We start from the raw sequence: 14,222 nt of genomic DNA on the forward strand, positions 1-14,222 counted from the left end.
GGGCCTCAATCGAACAGCGATAACTGGCCCGCGCCCTGCGCCTGCACGGCCAGCGTGGCCGCCGCCATGCGGCGCACGCCCTCATGGAAACGCACCGGCACGGCCGCGATGCCGCCGCCTGCCTTGCGGGACGGCTTCACGGCGGGCGGCTCGGGCGCCACGAACTGGCTGCAATCGAGCTGGGGACGCACGCCATTCAGGCCGAACTTGCGCACTGCCAGCGTGTAGCGCTGGCGCAGCAGGTCTGCCCAGACACCGGTGCCACGCATGCGGGTGCCGAAATTGGGATCGTTGCGGCGGCCTTCGCGCATGTCTTCGATGCGGTGCAGCACGCGCTCGGCGCGATCAGGGAAATGGGCGTGCAGCCATTGCTCGAACACCTCTTTCACTTCCCAGGGCAGGCGCACCACGGTGTAGCCGCTGAAGCGGGCGCCGGCCTCCGATGCCTGTTCCAGGATGGCTTCGAGGAATTCGTCGTTGATGAAGGGAATGAGCGGCGAGGCCAGCACGCCCACCGGCACGCCGGCCTGCGACAGCGTGCGCACGGCCTGCAGGCGGCGCCACGGCGCGGAAGCGCGGGGTTCGAGCGTGCGGGCCATCTCGGCGTCCAGCGTGGTGACGCTGACGAAGGCCATGACCAGGTTGCGCTCGGCCAGGGCGCGCAGCAGGTCGAGGTCGCGTTCGATCAGGGCGTTCTTGGTGACCAGCGTGACGGGATGACCCGTGTCGAGCATCAGTTGCAGGATGTTGCGCGTGAGGCGCCAGTTGCGCTCGATAGGCTGGTAGATGTCGGTGGCCGACCCCAGGTTGATGGGAGCGACGCGATAGCCCGGCTTGGACAGCTCGCCGCGCAGGACGTCGACCGCGTTGGCCTTGGCGACGAGCTTGGTTTCGAAGTCGAGCCCAGGCGAGTAGCCCAGGTAGGCATGGGTGGGGCGGGCAAAGCAATAGACGCATCCGTGCTCGCAGCCCCGGTAGGGGTTGATGGCGACTTCGAACGGAACGTCGGGGGAGTCGTTGCGCGACAGGATCGAACGGGCCTGCTCGGCCCGGACCTCGGTGCGCAAGGCAGCCGCGTCGGGGAACATGTCGACCGCGTCGTCTGATACAACGCGGTCGGTTTCCTGGAAGCGGTGCCGAACATTAGTAACCGCACCCCGACCGCGCAAGGCGGCGGGGGCGGCTGCCGGGGACCCAGAACCGGCGGAAAAAAGGTGATCGGTGCTTGCCATGAAAGTACTGTACAAAAACACAGTACTTTTGGCAAGCCCCGCAATGCTGTCAGGCGTCGCTTGAATGTACTCCAAGACGGGCGACACGGTACGGAAATGATTTCCGGCCGCCCGCAGCCCTTGGGCCAGCTAAGCGCAACCGGCCGGAAAGCCGCGCCAGCAAAGGGTTTGGAGGAAAAACAACAGTCTTTTACCGCAGCATTCCCGCCGCCGCGGTCTGGTGCGTGGCCTCGTCGATCAGGATGAAGGCGCCGTTGGCCGGCAGCGCGTCGTAGCGGTCCACCGCCAGCATTTCGCGCGTGACCAGCACCACCCTGCCGATATCGTTCATCGACAGCGAACCGTCCGCCTGCGCGACCTCCTGCAGTTCCCGCACGTCGCGCCGCGCGCGCACCTCGCGGATCTTGGCCGAGGTCAGGCGCGTGCCGTGCTTGAGCAGATAACGGCGCGCGGGATTCAGCGGCTGCGCATCGAGCCAGCACAGCTCGGCCTCGAACTCGCGGCCGGTCTGGGCCAACGCATCGGGATGCGCCAGCGTGTCGCCGCGCGACACGTCCACGTCGCGGTCCAGCACCACGGTGATCGAATCGCCCGCCACCGCTTCGTCCACGTCATCGGCGCCGCGCAACAGGCGTGCGACGCACGCCCGCTGCCCCGAGGGCTGCACCGCCACCGCATCGCCCACGCGCAGCGCGCCGCTGGCCAAGCGTCCGGCATAACCGCGGAAATCGTCGGCGCGGTCGCCGCCATCGCGCAGCACCCATTGCACCGGCAGGCGCAGCGGCTGGCCGCGCCCATCGTCGGCCACGGCCAGGTTCTCCAGCAGCGCCAGCAGCGGCGGGCCCTCGTGCCACGGCGTGTGCGGCGAGGCCGTCACCACGTTGTCGCCGTTCAACGCCGACAACGGCAGGATGTGGAACCCGTCGATCGCCAGCCGGCGCGCCAGGTCGGCGTAGGCCTCGCGGATGCGCTCGAACACCGCGCGGTCCCACTGCACCAGGTCCATCTTGTTGACGGCCACGACGATGTGCCGGATGCCCAGCAGCCTGGCGATCATGCTGTGCCGCCTGGTCTGCGGCAGCAACTGGCCGTCGGCGGCGCGCGTGGCGTCGATCAGGACGATGGCCGCGTCGGCGGTCGATGCGCCCGTCACCATGTTGCGGGTGTACTGCTCGTGGCCCGGCGCGTCGGCGATGATGAACTTGCGCAGCGGCGTGGAGAAGTAGCGGTACGCCACGTCGATGGTGATGCCCTGCTCGCGCTCGGCCTCCAGGCCATCGGTCAGCAGCGCGAAATCGATGCCGTCGCCCGCCACGCGCTTGTACTTGGCGCGCGAGATGGCATCCAGTTGGTCGGCGAACACGCCCTTGCTGTCGTACAGCAGGCGGCCGATCAGCGTGGACTTGCCGTCGTCGACCGAGCCGGCGGTGATCAGGCGCAGCACGCCGTGGCCGGCGCCGCCCAGGAAAGCATCGTTGATGGTGTTCATACAGTCTCTCGTTCGGATGGGCGGGGATCAGAAATAGCCTTCGCGCTTGCGGCGCTCCATGGACGCCTCGGATGTCTGGTCGTCCATGCGCGTGGCGCCGCGCTCGGTGATGTCGGTGACCGCGGTCTCGGCGATGATGGCGGCCGGGTCGGCGGCATCGGAGGCCACCGGGCAGGTGCAGGAAATGTCGCCCACCGTGCGAAACCGCACCGGCAGGCGCTCGACCACCTCGCCCTCGGCGGGCGGGGTCAGCGGCGTGACCGGCACCAGCAGGCCCCGGCGGCGCACCACGTCGCGCGCGTGGCTGTAATAGAGGGAAGGCAGCGCCAGATTCTCGCGCTGGATGTATTGCCACACGTCCAGCTCGGTCCAGTTCGAGATCGGAAACACCCGCATGTTCTCGCCCGGATGCACGCGCGTGTTGAACAGGCTCCACAGCTCGGGCCGTTGCGCCTTCGGATCCCACTGGCCGAACGAATCGCGAAAGGAAAAAATGCGCTCTTTCGCGCGGGCTTTCTCCTCGTCGCGGCGCGCGCCGCCGATGCAGGCGTCGAAGCCGAACTCCTCGATGGCTTCCAGCAGCGTCACCGCCTGCGCCGCGTTGCGCGAATCGGCGGCGTGGCGCAGCACCACGCTGCCGCGCCGGATCGAATCCTCGACGCTGCGAACGATCAGGGTTTCGCCCAGCTCAGCCGCGCGCGCATCGCGGAACGCGATCACCTCGCCGAAGTTGTGGCCGGTATCGATGTGCATCAGCGGGAACGGAAAGCGGCCGGGACGGAACGCCTTCTCGGCCAGGCGCAACAGCACCACCGAATCCTTGCCGCCGGAGAACAGCAGCACGGGCTTGGCGCATTCGGCGGCCACTTCGCGCAGGATATGGATCGCCTCCGACTCCAGCCAATCCAGATGGCTGCGATGGGTCACGACGGACATGGTTGTTTCCTCGGTTCGAAGCGAATGCTTGTGTGTTTGATAAGCCCGGGGCGCGCGTTCAGCGCGATACCACCGGAATCACGCGGTTGCCCGCATGCAGGCCGCACTCTTTCGAGTCGGCGTTCTCCCACCACCAGCGCCCTGCCCGCACGTCCTCGCCGGGACGGATGGCGCGCGTGCAGGGATCGCAGCCGATGGACGGATAGCCCAGGTCGTGCAACGGGTTGTAGGGAATGTCCAGCGTGCGGATCAGGTGCCAGATCTCCGCCTCGCTCCAGGCGGCCAGCGGGTTGTACTTGCGCAGCCCGAAGACGGCGTCGTCCTCGGACTCGGGCAATTCGCCGCGCGTGGCGGCCTGGCCGCGGCGCTGGCCGGTCAGCCAGGCGCTTCGGCCGGACAGCGCGCGGCGCAGCGGTTCGACCTTGCGGATCTGGCAACAGGCCTTGCGCAGCGCGACGCTTTCATAGAACGCAAACGCGCCGTGCCCGGCCACGTGCGCGGACACGGCGTCGGCATCGGGCGTCCATACCGCCACGGCGCGGCCATAGCGCGCCTCGATGCGCGGCAGCATGGCCAGCGTTTCGGCATGCAGCCGGCCCGTGTCCAGCGTGAAGACCGCAATCGGCAGGCCGCCCTGGAAAATGGCGTGCGCCAGCACCATGTCCTCGGCCGCCAGCGACGAGGCCAGCGCCGCGTCGGGATGGCGCAGGGCGATGTCTTCCAGGGTGTCCCGCAACGCGGCCCAGCGCGCCGCCACGTCGGCGGCCAGGGTGCCTGGACACTCGCCGATGGCGGCCGAATACAGGTCGGACCTATCCCTCATGTTGCCTCCTCGGCGCCTCGCGCCATCTTCCGTCCAGATATCGCTGCGCCGCCGCGGCGGCCCGGCAGGCTTGGGCCGCGCGCGCCGCCGCCCAAACGGGGACGATCGCCTTTGCGGCGGCTCGCCGGGATCATTTATCCGCTCCCGCCACCCAGGGATAGACCGCCGCCCGGCGCGGCTGCGCCAGCAGGATCTCGCCCTCTTGCAGGTTCATTGCGCGGAACAGGTTCTCGGGCAGCTCGGCCTCGATGACGCTGTCCTGGCCGACGCGGCGCAACTCCAGGCAGGCGCTGGGACCGGCCAGATAGACGTGGGCCAGCTGCACGCGGATGCCCGTGCCGGAGCCGTCGTCGCGCGCCAGGCCAATGTCGTGCGGACGCACATAGGCGATGGCCGGCACGCGCTCGTCCTGTGCCAGCGCGGGCGCGGCCAGCGCGACGCCGTCGGCCTGCCACACGCCGCGCGCGGCATGGCCGTGCAGCGTGTTGACGTCGCCCAGGAAGCCATGCACGAAGGGGGTGGCGGGACGCTCCCACACCTCGCGCGGCGAACCCACCTGTTCGATGTGGCCGCCGTTCATCAGCACCACGCGGTCGGCCACCTCCAGCGCCTCTTCCTGGTCGTGCGTGACGAACACGCTGGCCACGTGCAGCTCGTCGTGCAGGCGCCGCAGCCAGCGGCGCAGCTCCTTGCGCACCTTGGCATCCAGGGCGCCGAACGGTTCATCCAGCAACAGCACGCGCGGCTCGACGGCCAGCGCGCGGGCCAGCGCGATGCGCTGGCGCTGGCCGCCCGACAACTGCGCCGGATAGCGGTCGGCCAGCCAGTCCAGCTGTACCAGACTCAGCAGCTCGTGCACCTTGGCGCGGAGCTTCGCCTCGGGCGGACGCTGCGCGCGCGGCCGCACGCGCAGGCCGAACGCGACGTTCTCGAACACCGTCATGTGCCGGAACAGCGCGTAGTGCTGGAACACGAAACCGACCTGGCGCTGCCGCACGTCCACGCCGGTGGCGTCCTCGCCCGAGAACAGCACGCTGCCCGAGTCGGGCGCTTCCAGGCCGGCAATGATGCGCAGCAGCGTCGTCTTGCCGCAGCCCGACGGGCCCAGCAGCGCCACCAGCTCGCCGGTATCGATGCGCAGCGACACGTCGTCCAGCGCGCGGAAGGCGCCGAACTGCTTGGACAGGTTCCTGACTTCGATGCTCATGGTGCCGCTTCCTCCAGGCGTGCGGGCAGCGCGGCGGCGGGCTGGCCGCGCGGTTGCGGGGCGGGCTCGGCGCGCACGGGGCGCGCGCCCTGCCACTGGACCAGGTTCCTGGCCACCAGCGTGACCAGCGCCAGCAGGGCCAGCAGCGAGGCCACCGCGAACGCCGCCGCGAACTGGTACTCGTTGTAGAGAATTTCCACGTGCAGGGTCATGGTGTTGGTCAGGCCACGGATCTTGCCGGACACCACCGACACCGCGCCGAACTCGCCCATCGCGCGCGCATTGCACAGGATGGCGCCGTACAGCAGGCCCCACTTGATGTTGGGCAGCGTCACCCGCCAGAAGATCTGCCAGCCGCTGGCGCCCAGCGTCAAGGCGGCCTGCTCCTGCTCGCTGCCCTGTGCCTGCATCAGCGGAATCAGCTCGCGCGCCACGAAGGGAAACGTGACGAACAGCGTGGCCAGGATCACCGCCGGCAAGGCATAGACGATCTTCAGGTCGTGATCCTGCAGCCACGGGCCGAACCAGCCCTGCGAGCCGAACAGCAGCACGAACACCAGGCCGGCCACCACGGGCGATACCGAGAACGGCAGGTCGATCAGCGTGATCAGCACCTGCTTGCCGCGAAACTGGAACTTGGTGACGGCCCAGGCCACGGCCACGCCGAACACCAGATTGACCGGCAAGGCGATGGCGGCCACCAGCAGCGTCAGCTTGATGGCTTCCCAGGCATCGGGCTCGGTGACGGCGGCCAGGTAGAGTTCCCAGCCCTTGCGGAAGGCCTCGGTGAAGACGGATGCCAGCGGAATCAGCAGGAACAGCGCCAGGAAACCCAGCGCCAGCGCGATCAGCAGGCCACGCACCCAGGGCGGCTCGGATAGATGCGGGGGACGCGGGGCGGCGCTCATCGCGGCCTCCCGATGACAGGTGAGTGGGAACGCGTCATGCCAGCCTCCCGCCACGGCGCTGCCGCCAGCCTTGCAGCAGGTTGATCAGCAGCAGCAGGACGAACGAGATGACCAGCATCACCGTGGCGAGGGCCGCCGCGCCCGTGTAGTCGAACTGTTCGAGCTTGACGATGATGAGCAGCGGCGTGATCTCGGACACCATCGGCATGTTGCCGGCGATGAACACCACCGAGCCGTACTCGCCCACCGCGCGCGCGAAGGCCAGCGCGAAACCCGTCAGCAGCGCCGGCAGCAGGGCCGGCAGCAGCACGCGCCGCACCGTCTGCCAGCGGCCAGCGCCCAGGCTGGCCGCGGCCTCCTCGATCTCGCGCTCGACGTCCTCCAGCACCGGCTGCACCGTGCGCACCACGAAGGGCAGGCCGATGAAGACCAGCGCGATGACGATGCCCAGCGGCGTGAAGGCCACCTTCAGGCCCAGGCCCTCCATCAAGGGCTTGCCCAGCCAGCCGTTGGGCGCGTACAGCGCGGTCAGCGCGATGCCGGCCACGGCCGTCGGCAAGGCGAACGGCAGGTCGACCAGCGCGTCGATGATCTTCTTGCCCGGGAAGCGGTAGCGCACCAGCACCCAGGCCACGATGGCGCCGAACACCAGATTGACGGACGCGGCCAGCAGCGAGGCGCCGAAGGTCAGTCGATAGGAGGCCACCACGCGCGGCGAGGCCACCGTCTCCCAGAAACCGCCCCAGCCCAGGCCGGCGCTCTTGATCGGCAGCGCGGCCAGCGGGATCAGCACCAGCAGGCACAGATACACCACCGAGTAGCCCATGGAAATACCGAAACCCGGCAATACGCCGGACCGGTTGCGTCGCGGGCGGGCGAGGGCTTGCGCCCCCGCCGCCGGATTGGCTGCCGCCATGGCTGCGTCTCCATCCTGTTCCCGGCGGTCAGCGCCGCGGCTGGTAGACCTGGTCGAAGGTGCCGCCGTCGCTGAAGTGCTTCTTCTGCGCGGCCTGCCAGCCTCCGAAGATCGGGTCGTCGATGGTGACCCGCTTCAACTTGGGAAAGCGGTCGGCGTACTTGGCCGCCACGGTCCTGTCGGTGGGACGGTAGAAGTTGCGGGCGATGATCTCCTGCGCTTGGGGCGTGTACAGGAAGTCCAGATAGGCCTGCGCGGCTGCGCGGGTGCCTTTCCTGTCGACGACCTTGTCCACCACGGCGACAGGCGGCTCGGCCAGGATCGACAGCGGCGGCGCCACGATGTCGAACTTGTCCGGACCGAGTTCCTCGCGCGCCAGGAAGGCCTCGTTCTCCCAGGCCAGCAGCACGTCGCCCACGCCGCGCTCGACGAAAGTGGTGGTGGCGCCGCGCGCGCCGCTGTCGAGCACCGGCACATGCCTGAGCAGGGCGCCGACGAATTCCTTGGCCTTCTCTTCGCTGCCGCCGTTCCGGTCCAGCGCGTAGGCCCAGGCGGCCAGGTAGTTCCAGCGTGCGCCGCCCGAGGTCTTCGGGTTCGGGGTGATGACCTGCACGCCCTCCTTCAGCAGATCGCCCCAGTCGTGGATCTGCTTGGGATTGCCCTTGCGCACCAGGAACACGATGGTCGAGGTGTACGGCGAGCTGTTGTTGGGCAGGCGCTTCTGCCAGTCGGCGGGCAACAGGCCCTTGGCCGAGACGGCGTCGATGTCGTAGGCCAGCGCCAGCGTGACCACGTCCGCCTCCAGGCCGTCGATGACCGAACGCGCCTGGCTGCCCGACCCGCCATGCGACTGGCGGATGGTGAGCGCGACACCCGTCTTTTCCTTGTATTGCCTGATGAAGGCGTCGTCGACGGCGCGATAGAGTTCGCGCGTCGGGTCGTAGGACACGTTCAGCAGGGCCTGCGTCTTCTGCTGAGCCTGCGCCACCGGCGCGCCGGCCATCGAGACGGCGGCCAGGGACAGCGCCGCGGCAAGGAATCCAAGCTTGTTCAGTCGCATACGTCCGTCCGTCTTTTCGCGTTGTGGGTAACCGCGGGAAAGTCTGACGGGACGCGCCTTTGAACGGAACGAATGATTTATTCGTTGCTCATCGCCATTGGGAATATGCCGTTGGCCTGATTATGGAAGGAGGCCACGGCGTATATACGGCGAAGAAATAAGGAAATGAGATTCCTGGCAATCAGGCATTATGAAAAAAGGCATCGAAAAAAGAAGCCTGTGACCTCATGCCGTGGCGCTTGTGGCACCCATTTCAATAATGGATCGCCATCTCGATTCCGTGCTCGTCCCGCGCCAGGGTGTCGCGCAAGGCAATGGCGCTTTGGTCGTGGATGCGCTGCGCGCTCCACAACGCCGCGAACGCGTCGAGCAAGTCGTCACGCGACGCCTGCCTGGAGGTCCTGACCGTTCGGTCGTCCAGGACATGATCCACGTCACCACCGAAAGCCTGTTGAAGCAGCGCCAGACGCACTGCCCGGCCTGGCGGCGCATGCTTGCTCAAGGCAAGGCCGCCGGCCTCCTGCGCTTGATATTGATTGCGCAACGCCATGAAAGACAGCTCGGGGTGTACCTCGAAGATCCGGATCCTGGCATGCGCCACGTCGCGCACGAACGCGTCAACCTCCTTGATCTTCTTGATCAGATGGAATGCCTGCTGCGAAATAGCACGCCCGTTCTCAGGTGCCTGCGCATTGGCCGTCGCCGCACGATTTCGCGCACATGCGTCCGCATAGTCGGACGCCGTCAGCGCCTGCCGATTGGGAGCACTGAAGACCGACACACCCCGCGCGCCCAGCGTCGCGCGCGCTTGCTTGTCGCATCCCCGAGGCTTTTCATCGGAGGACAGCCCGACGGGGATATCCACCGCGATGATCACCGGCATCCACTCGTTCATGATGCCCTCGAACCTGGGGAACAACTTCGCCTGGATGCGCCCCGACGACAGGTCGCGGGATACGGCAAACCATCCGCCCTTGCAGCCGTCCACGCCCACAACGATGGGGCCGGACGAGGAATCGGGCTTGGAGCGGGCACGGGAGACCATGGAAAGGCTCGGCGGGAACAAGAGGAAACCGCATGCTGCCCGTACCCGCCGAAAACGACAATGCCGGCACGCGGCCGGCATTGCCGACAACCGCAAACGCCGTGCCTTACTTGTTCGGCTGCGGCGTGATGCGCAGGTACGGGCGCACGGCCTTGTAGCCCCTGGGAAACTTCTCCTTGATGACCGCTTCGTCCTTCAGCGAAGGAACGATGATGACGTCATCGCCGTCTTCCCAGTTCACCGGCGTCGCCACGCTGTGGCTGTCGGTGAGCTGCAGCGAGTCGATCACGCGCAGGATCTCGTTGAAGTTGCGGCCCGTGCTGGCGGGATAGGTGATGATCAGGCGCACCTTCCTGGCCGGATCGATGATGAACACCGAACGCACCGTCGCGGTGGCGCTGGCGTTCGGGTGGATCATGTCGTACAGCTCGGACACCTTGCGGTCTTCGTCGGCCAGGATGGGGAAGTTGACCGTGGTCGACTGCGTGTCGTTGATGTCGCCGATCCATTGCTTGTGCGACTCGGCGCCGTCGACGGACAGGGCCAGCACCTTCACGTTGCGGCGGGCGAACTCATCGGCCAGCTTCGCGGTGTAGCCCAGTTCGGTGGTGCACACCGGCGTGAAGTCGGCGGGATGCGAGAAGAGCACGCCCCAGCTGCTGCCCAGGTAGTCGTAGAAGCGGATGGTGCCGGTGGAGGATTGCTGTTCGAAATCAGGGGCGGTGTCGCCCAGGCGGAGTTGCGCCATGTTGGTCTCCTGCGATGGGGTTGGGGAGTGCAAACGCGGTCAGCGGAATTCTTTCATCAAACCAGGGCCGGGGGGAAATAGGCAACGCATATAACCTTATGCAATATCGGCCTGCAATCCGCACCGCTCGGCCACCTCGCCGCTGCGCACCGCCGAGGACAGCGCGAATGCGCGCGGCAGGATATGCGCACCGTAGAACAGGGCGGTGGCAAGCTTGTGACGGTAGAACGGGTCGGCGTCGGCCTGCTCCGCCAGCCTGCGCCGGCACACCAGGGCGGCGCGCGCCATCTGCCAGCCGCCGTGCACCACGCCCGCCAGCATCAGGTAGGGCACGCTGCCCGCGAACACCGCGCGCACGTTCGAGGCGGCATGCTCCAGCACGAAGGCCACGGCATCCTGGTAGGCCTGGATGGCCTGGTCCAGGTTGTCGCGCAAGAGGCGCAGGCCCGCGCGGTCGGCCTCGTCGGCGCGGCCCACTTCGGCCTCGACGGCCTTCAGCGTGTCGCGCATCGCCGCGACGATGGCATGCGCGGTGGCGCCGCCATCGCGCAGCGTCTTGCGGCCCACCAGGTCGTTGGCCTGGATGGCCGTGGTGCCTTCGTAGATCGGCAGGATGCGCGCATCGCGGTAATGCTGCGCCGCGCCGGTTTCTTCTATGAAGCCCATGCCGCCGTGCACCTGGATGCCCAGCGACGCGATCTCGACCGACGACTCGGTGGAAAAGCCCTTCACGATGGGCACCAGGTATTCGTAGAACGCGCGGTTGCGCGCGCGCACTTCGGCGTCGGGGTGATGCGTGCCCTTGTCGTGCGCGGCCGCCGCCACGTAGGACACGGCGCGAGCCGCTTCGGTCAGCGCGCGCATCGTCAGCAGCATGCGCTGCACGTCCGGGTGATGCGCGATCGTCACCGGGCCCGGCGAACCTTCCACCGCGCGGCCCTGCACCCGTTCGCGCGCATAGGCCAGCGCCTGCTGCGTGGCGCGCTCGGACACCGCGATGCCCTGCTGCCCCACCGCATAGCGGGCCGCATTCATCATGATGAACATGTACTCCAGCCCGCGATTCTGCTCGCCGACCAGATAGCCGATGGCGCCCTCGCCCACTTCGCCCTTGCCCGAGCCGTACAGCAGCACCGCCGTGGGGCTGCCGTGGATGCCCAGCTTGTGCTCGAGCGTGGCGCACCAGACGTCGTTGCGCTTGCCCAGCGAGCCGTCGTCGTTGACCAGGAACTTGGGCACGATGAACAGCGAGATGCCCTTGACCCCGGGCGGAGCATCCGGCGTGCGCGCCAGCACCAGGTGGATGATGTTCTCGGCCAGGTCGTGCTCGCCGTAGGTGATGAAGATCTTCTGGCCGCTGATGCGGTAGCTGCCGTCGCCCTGGGGCACGGCGCGCGAGGACACCAGCGCCAGGTCCGAACCCGCCTGGGGCTCGGTCAGGTTCATCGTGCCGGTCCACTTGCCGCCGATCAGGTTGGGCACGTACTGGCGGCGCTGCGCGTCGGTGCCCACGGTCAGCAGCGCCTCGATCACGCCATCTGTCAGCAAGGGACACAGCGAGAACGCCAGGCTGGCGGCCTGCAGGTTCTCGCTGGCTGGCGCGGCCACCAGGTGCGGCAGCCCCTGGCCTCCCCACGCCTGGGGATGCAGCAGCCCTTGCCAGCCCCCTTCGGCGTACTGGCGGAACGCCTGCGCATAGCCCGGGGTGGTGGTGACGGCGCCGTCGGTGCAGACAGGCGGCTGGCGGTCGCCCTTGTCGTTCAGCGGCGCCACGACCTCGGCGACGAAACGGGCGTTCTCTTCCAGGACGGCGTCGACCAGGTCCGCGCCGAATTCCTCGAAACCAGGCAGCTTCAACACCTCGGCCAGCCCGGCCAGTTCATTCAGGACGAAACGGATGTCACGCACAGGGGGATTAAACGGGGTCACGCTTGTCTCCATTTGCCGTTGCGCGGTCGGAGGTTCGTGCGGCGGCCGATGCCGCCCGGCGAACCCGCCCGCCGCGCCATTGTTCAGGGGATGACTCCAGCCCCCAATGCTACCCGCAAATTCCACTGTATTCGCGGCACGGCGCCGGCGTCTTGCCAGGCAGGATCGGCATCCTCTAAAATGAAAATAGTTCCCATCCTCAGTACTGCCCGGGCGTACGCCACGGACACCAGAAAGATCTCCGTGGCCTCCAACCCGCTTTCCCATCCCCAGCAGGTCGAAGCGCTGTATGCCGACCATCACGGCTGGCTGCAGCGCTGGCTGCGCCACAAGCTGGGCGACGCCCATCACGCCGCCGACCTGGCGCAGGATACCTTCGTGCGCATCATGGCCTCGCGCGACGCGCTGCTGGGCATCCGCGAACCCCGCGCCTATCTGACCTCCACCGCCAAATGGCTGCTGGTGGACCGCGCCCGCCGCCACGCCATCGAGCAGGCCTACCTGGCTGAACTGGCCCTGGTGGCCGAGACACTGCCCTGCCACCCCTCGCCGGACGAGATCCTGATGGCGGTGCAGGCGCTGGAGCAGATCGGCGCGGCGCTGGATGCGGTGGCCCCCCGCATGCGCGAGGCCTTCCTGCGGCACTATCTGGACGGCCAGACGCACGCGGAAGTCGCCGCCGGCCTGGGCGTGTCCAAGCGCATGGTGCAGAAATACCTGGTGCAGGTGCTGCTGCAATGCCGCGCCCTGTGCCCGGCCCTGGGCGAGCACGCCGCATGACGGGCGCGCTGGGTTCCCGCGCGCTGTCGCCCGCCGACCGGCTGGCCGAGCAGGCCGCGCACTGGATCGTGCTGCTGACCGACGACGATGCGGCCGAGCGCGAACGCGCTCGCCGCGAGTTCGAGGACTGGAAACGGTCCGACCCCCGCCATGCCGCCGCCGCCGCGGACATGGAAGCCCTGGTAGGCCGGATGATGGATCTGCGCGGCTCCGCCTCGGGCAATACCCGCCCCGCCCGCGCCGCGCTGGACGCGGCGCTGGCCCATACCGGCCGGCGGCGCCGTCGCACCCGGCGGCTGGGCGCGGCCCTGGCCGTGGCGCTGGCGCTGGGCACTGTCGGCTGGGCCGTGCTGACCTCCGCCCCCTTCGCCAGCCTGACGGCGGACATGCGCACGTCCGGCGACCAATGGCAGGCGCACACCCTGCCCGACGGCAGCCGCATCACCCTGAACGGCAACAGCGCCGTCAACCTGCATTACGACGGCCAGCGGCGCGAGATCGAGCTGCTGCGTGGCGACATCCTGGTGGAAGTGGCCAAGGATGCCCAGCGGCCTTTCTACGTCGACACCACGCACGGCCGCATCCGCGCGCTGGGCACCCGCTTCGTGGTCGAACGCGAGGCCGACGCGACGCGCCTGAGCATGATCGAGTCCAGCACGGCGGTGCAGAGCGCCGCCCAGCGGGACGCCGCCCGGCGGGATGCCGCCCAGCGGGATGCCCACGAAGAAAGCACGCGGGTCGACGCGGGCCAGCAGGTCAGCATCAGCGCCACCTCCGTCGGCCCGGTGCGCCCCGTGGACGCCGGCGCCCTGGAACAGGCCTGGAACAAACACCAGTTGGTGGTCGACGACCAGCCCCTGGACCGGGTGCTGGACGAGCTGTCACGGCACAGCCGCGCCTTCATCCGCTATGACCGCCAGCAGATCGCGCACATCCGCATCAGCGCCGTGCTGCCGCGCGACGACAACGCGCGTGCGCTGGCCCTGCTGCAGGCCAGCTTCCCGGCGCTGCGCGTGCGCACCTACACGCCGTATCTGGTGATGGTCGACGTGCCGGCGGCGCAAGGGCGCTGACACGTGCGGCCAGGCCGTCCGACGGCATGCCCGTGGCACGGAGCCCCGGCGCCATCACCCGGTACCGCACGGAGCC

13 protein-coding genes are annotated in these 14,222 nt (G+C 68.3%); 2 read left to right on the top strand and 11 right to left on the bottom strand.

Annotated features, from left to right (window positions below; all coding sequences use genetic code 11):
* Positions 1–5: 5 nt before the first annotated feature.
* The 11 genes from A6745_RS09005 to A6745_RS09055 all read right to left on the bottom strand — a co-directional run bounded on the left by A6745_RS09005 (position 6) and on the right by A6745_RS09055 (position 12,293).
* A complete protein-coding gene (locus tag A6745_RS09005; protein WP_066126026.1) occupies positions 6–1,232 on the bottom strand; it encodes a PA0069 family radical SAM protein in 1,227 nt (408 codons plus the stop codon).
* 190 nt (positions 1,233–1,422) lie between these two features.
* Complete coding sequence (locus A6745_RS09010) at positions 1,423–2,721, bottom strand: sulfate adenylyltransferase subunit 1 (protein ID WP_066126028.1); 1,299 nt, start codon at positions 2,719–2,721, stop codon at positions 1,423–1,425.
* Between the two features lie 27 nt (positions 2,722–2,748).
* Positions 2,749–3,657, bottom strand: coding sequence for a sulfate adenylyltransferase subunit CysD (gene cysD, locus A6745_RS09015; RefSeq protein ID WP_066126030.1), 909 nt, complete (start codon positions 3,655–3,657; stop codon positions 2,749–2,751).
* Between the two features lie 58 nt (positions 3,658–3,715).
* On the bottom strand, positions 3,716–4,480 hold the full coding sequence (locus A6745_RS09020; protein WP_066126035.1) for a phosphoadenylyl-sulfate reductase: 765 nt from the start codon (positions 4,478–4,480) through the stop codon (positions 3,716–3,718).
* Between the two features lie 130 nt (positions 4,481–4,610).
* Entirely contained in the window at positions 4,611–5,687 is a 1,077-nt protein-coding gene (locus A6745_RS09025; RefSeq protein ID WP_066126037.1) for a sulfate/molybdate ABC transporter ATP-binding protein, read from the bottom strand.
* A complete protein-coding gene (gene cysW / locus A6745_RS09030; RefSeq protein WP_066126040.1) occupies positions 5,684–6,595 on the bottom strand; it encodes a sulfate ABC transporter permease subunit CysW in 912 nt (303 codons plus the stop codon). Before cysW ends, A6745_RS09025 begins: the two co-directional genes overlap by 4 nt.
* 34 nt (positions 6,596–6,629) lie before the next feature.
* Positions 6,630–7,511, bottom strand: coding sequence for a sulfate ABC transporter permease subunit CysT (cysT, locus tag A6745_RS09035; protein WP_066126042.1), 882 nt, complete (start codon positions 7,509–7,511; stop codon positions 6,630–6,632).
* A gap of 28 nt (positions 7,512–7,539) precedes the next feature.
* Positions 7,540–8,571 (bottom strand): sulfate ABC transporter substrate-binding protein, encoded by a 1,032-nt coding sequence (locus A6745_RS09040; protein WP_066126045.1) that lies wholly within the window; start codon positions 8,569–8,571, stop codon positions 7,540–7,542.
* A 253-nt stretch (positions 8,572–8,824) separates the two neighbouring features.
* The gene (locus A6745_RS09045) at positions 8,825–9,616 is read right to left on the bottom strand and encodes a DUF429 domain-containing protein (protein WP_066126048.1); all 792 of its coding nucleotides are present in this window, start codon (positions 9,614–9,616) and stop codon (positions 8,825–8,827) included.
* Between the two features lie 106 nt (positions 9,617–9,722).
* On the bottom strand, positions 9,723–10,364 hold the full coding sequence (locus tag A6745_RS09050; protein ID WP_066126051.1) for a peroxiredoxin: 642 nt from the start codon (positions 10,362–10,364) through the stop codon (positions 9,723–9,725).
* 96 nt (positions 10,365–10,460) lie between these two features.
* On the bottom strand, positions 10,461–12,293 hold the full coding sequence (locus A6745_RS09055; protein WP_231885954.1) for an acyl-CoA dehydrogenase: 1,833 nt from the start codon (positions 12,291–12,293) through the stop codon (positions 10,461–10,463).
* 180 nt (positions 12,294–12,473) lie between these two features.
* Here A6745_RS09055 and A6745_RS09060 point away from each other — a divergent pair, with 180 nt between their 5' ends.
* The gene (locus tag A6745_RS09060) at positions 12,474–13,073 is read left to right on the top strand and encodes a sigma-70 family RNA polymerase sigma factor (RefSeq protein ID WP_197488128.1); all 600 of its coding nucleotides are present in this window, start codon (positions 12,474–12,476) and stop codon (positions 13,071–13,073) included.
* Complete coding sequence (locus A6745_RS09065) at positions 13,070–14,146, top strand: FecR family protein (RefSeq protein ID WP_066126057.1); 1,077 nt, start codon at positions 13,070–13,072, stop codon at positions 14,144–14,146. The genes A6745_RS09060 and A6745_RS09065 overlap by 4 nt, the downstream gene beginning before the upstream one ends.
* Positions 14,147–14,222: the final 76 nt, after the last annotated feature.

Origin of the sequence: Bordetella ansorpii, from assembly GCF_900078705.1 — a bacterium.
In the GTDB taxonomy this organism is placed as follows: Bacteria; Pseudomonadota; Gammaproteobacteria; order Burkholderiales; family Burkholderiaceae_B; genus Bordetella; species Bordetella ansorpii_A.

Excerpts from the sequence above, each read along its gene's own strand:
- cysD (WP_066126030.1), bottom strand. The coding sequence starts at position 3,657 with ATGTCCGTCGTGACCCATCGCAGCCATCTGGATTGGCTGGAGTCGGAG.
- A6745_RS09050 (WP_066126051.1), bottom strand. The coding sequence starts at position 10,364 with ATGGCGCAACTCCGCCTGGGCGACACCGCCCCTGATTTCGAACAGCAA.
- A6745_RS09010 (WP_066126028.1), bottom strand. The coding sequence starts at position 2,721 with ATGAACACCATCAACGATGCTTTCCTGGGCGGCGCCGGCCACGGCGTG.
- A6745_RS09065 (WP_066126057.1), top strand. The coding sequence starts at position 13,070 with ATGACGGGCGCGCTGGGTTCCCGCGCGCTGTCGCCCGCCGACCGGCTG.
- cysT (WP_066126042.1), bottom strand. The coding sequence starts at position 7,511 with ATGGCGGCAGCCAATCCGGCGGCGGGGGCGCAAGCCCTCGCCCGCCCG.
- A6745_RS09025 (WP_066126037.1), bottom strand. The coding sequence starts at position 5,687 with ATGAGCATCGAAGTCAGGAACCTGTCCAAGCAGTTCGGCGCCTTCCGC.
- A6745_RS09005 (WP_066126026.1), bottom strand. The coding sequence starts at position 1,232 with ATGGCAAGCACCGATCACCTTTTTTCCGCCGGTTCTGGGTCCCCGGCA.
- cysW (WP_066126040.1), bottom strand. The coding sequence starts at position 6,595 with ATGAGCGCCGCCCCGCGTCCCCCGCATCTATCCGAGCCGCCCTGGGTG.
- A6745_RS09020 (WP_066126035.1), bottom strand. The coding sequence starts at position 4,480 with ATGAGGGATAGGTCCGACCTGTATTCGGCCGCCATCGGCGAGTGTCCA.
- A6745_RS09045 (WP_066126048.1), bottom strand. The coding sequence starts at position 9,616 with ATGGTCTCCCGTGCCCGCTCCAAGCCCGATTCCTCGTCCGGCCCCATC.
- A6745_RS09040 (WP_066126045.1), bottom strand. The coding sequence starts at position 8,571 with ATGCGACTGAACAAGCTTGGATTCCTTGCCGCGGCGCTGTCCCTGGCC.
- A6745_RS09060 (WP_197488128.1), top strand. The coding sequence starts at position 12,474 with ATGAAAATAGTTCCCATCCTCAGTACTGCCCGGGCGTACGCCACGGAC.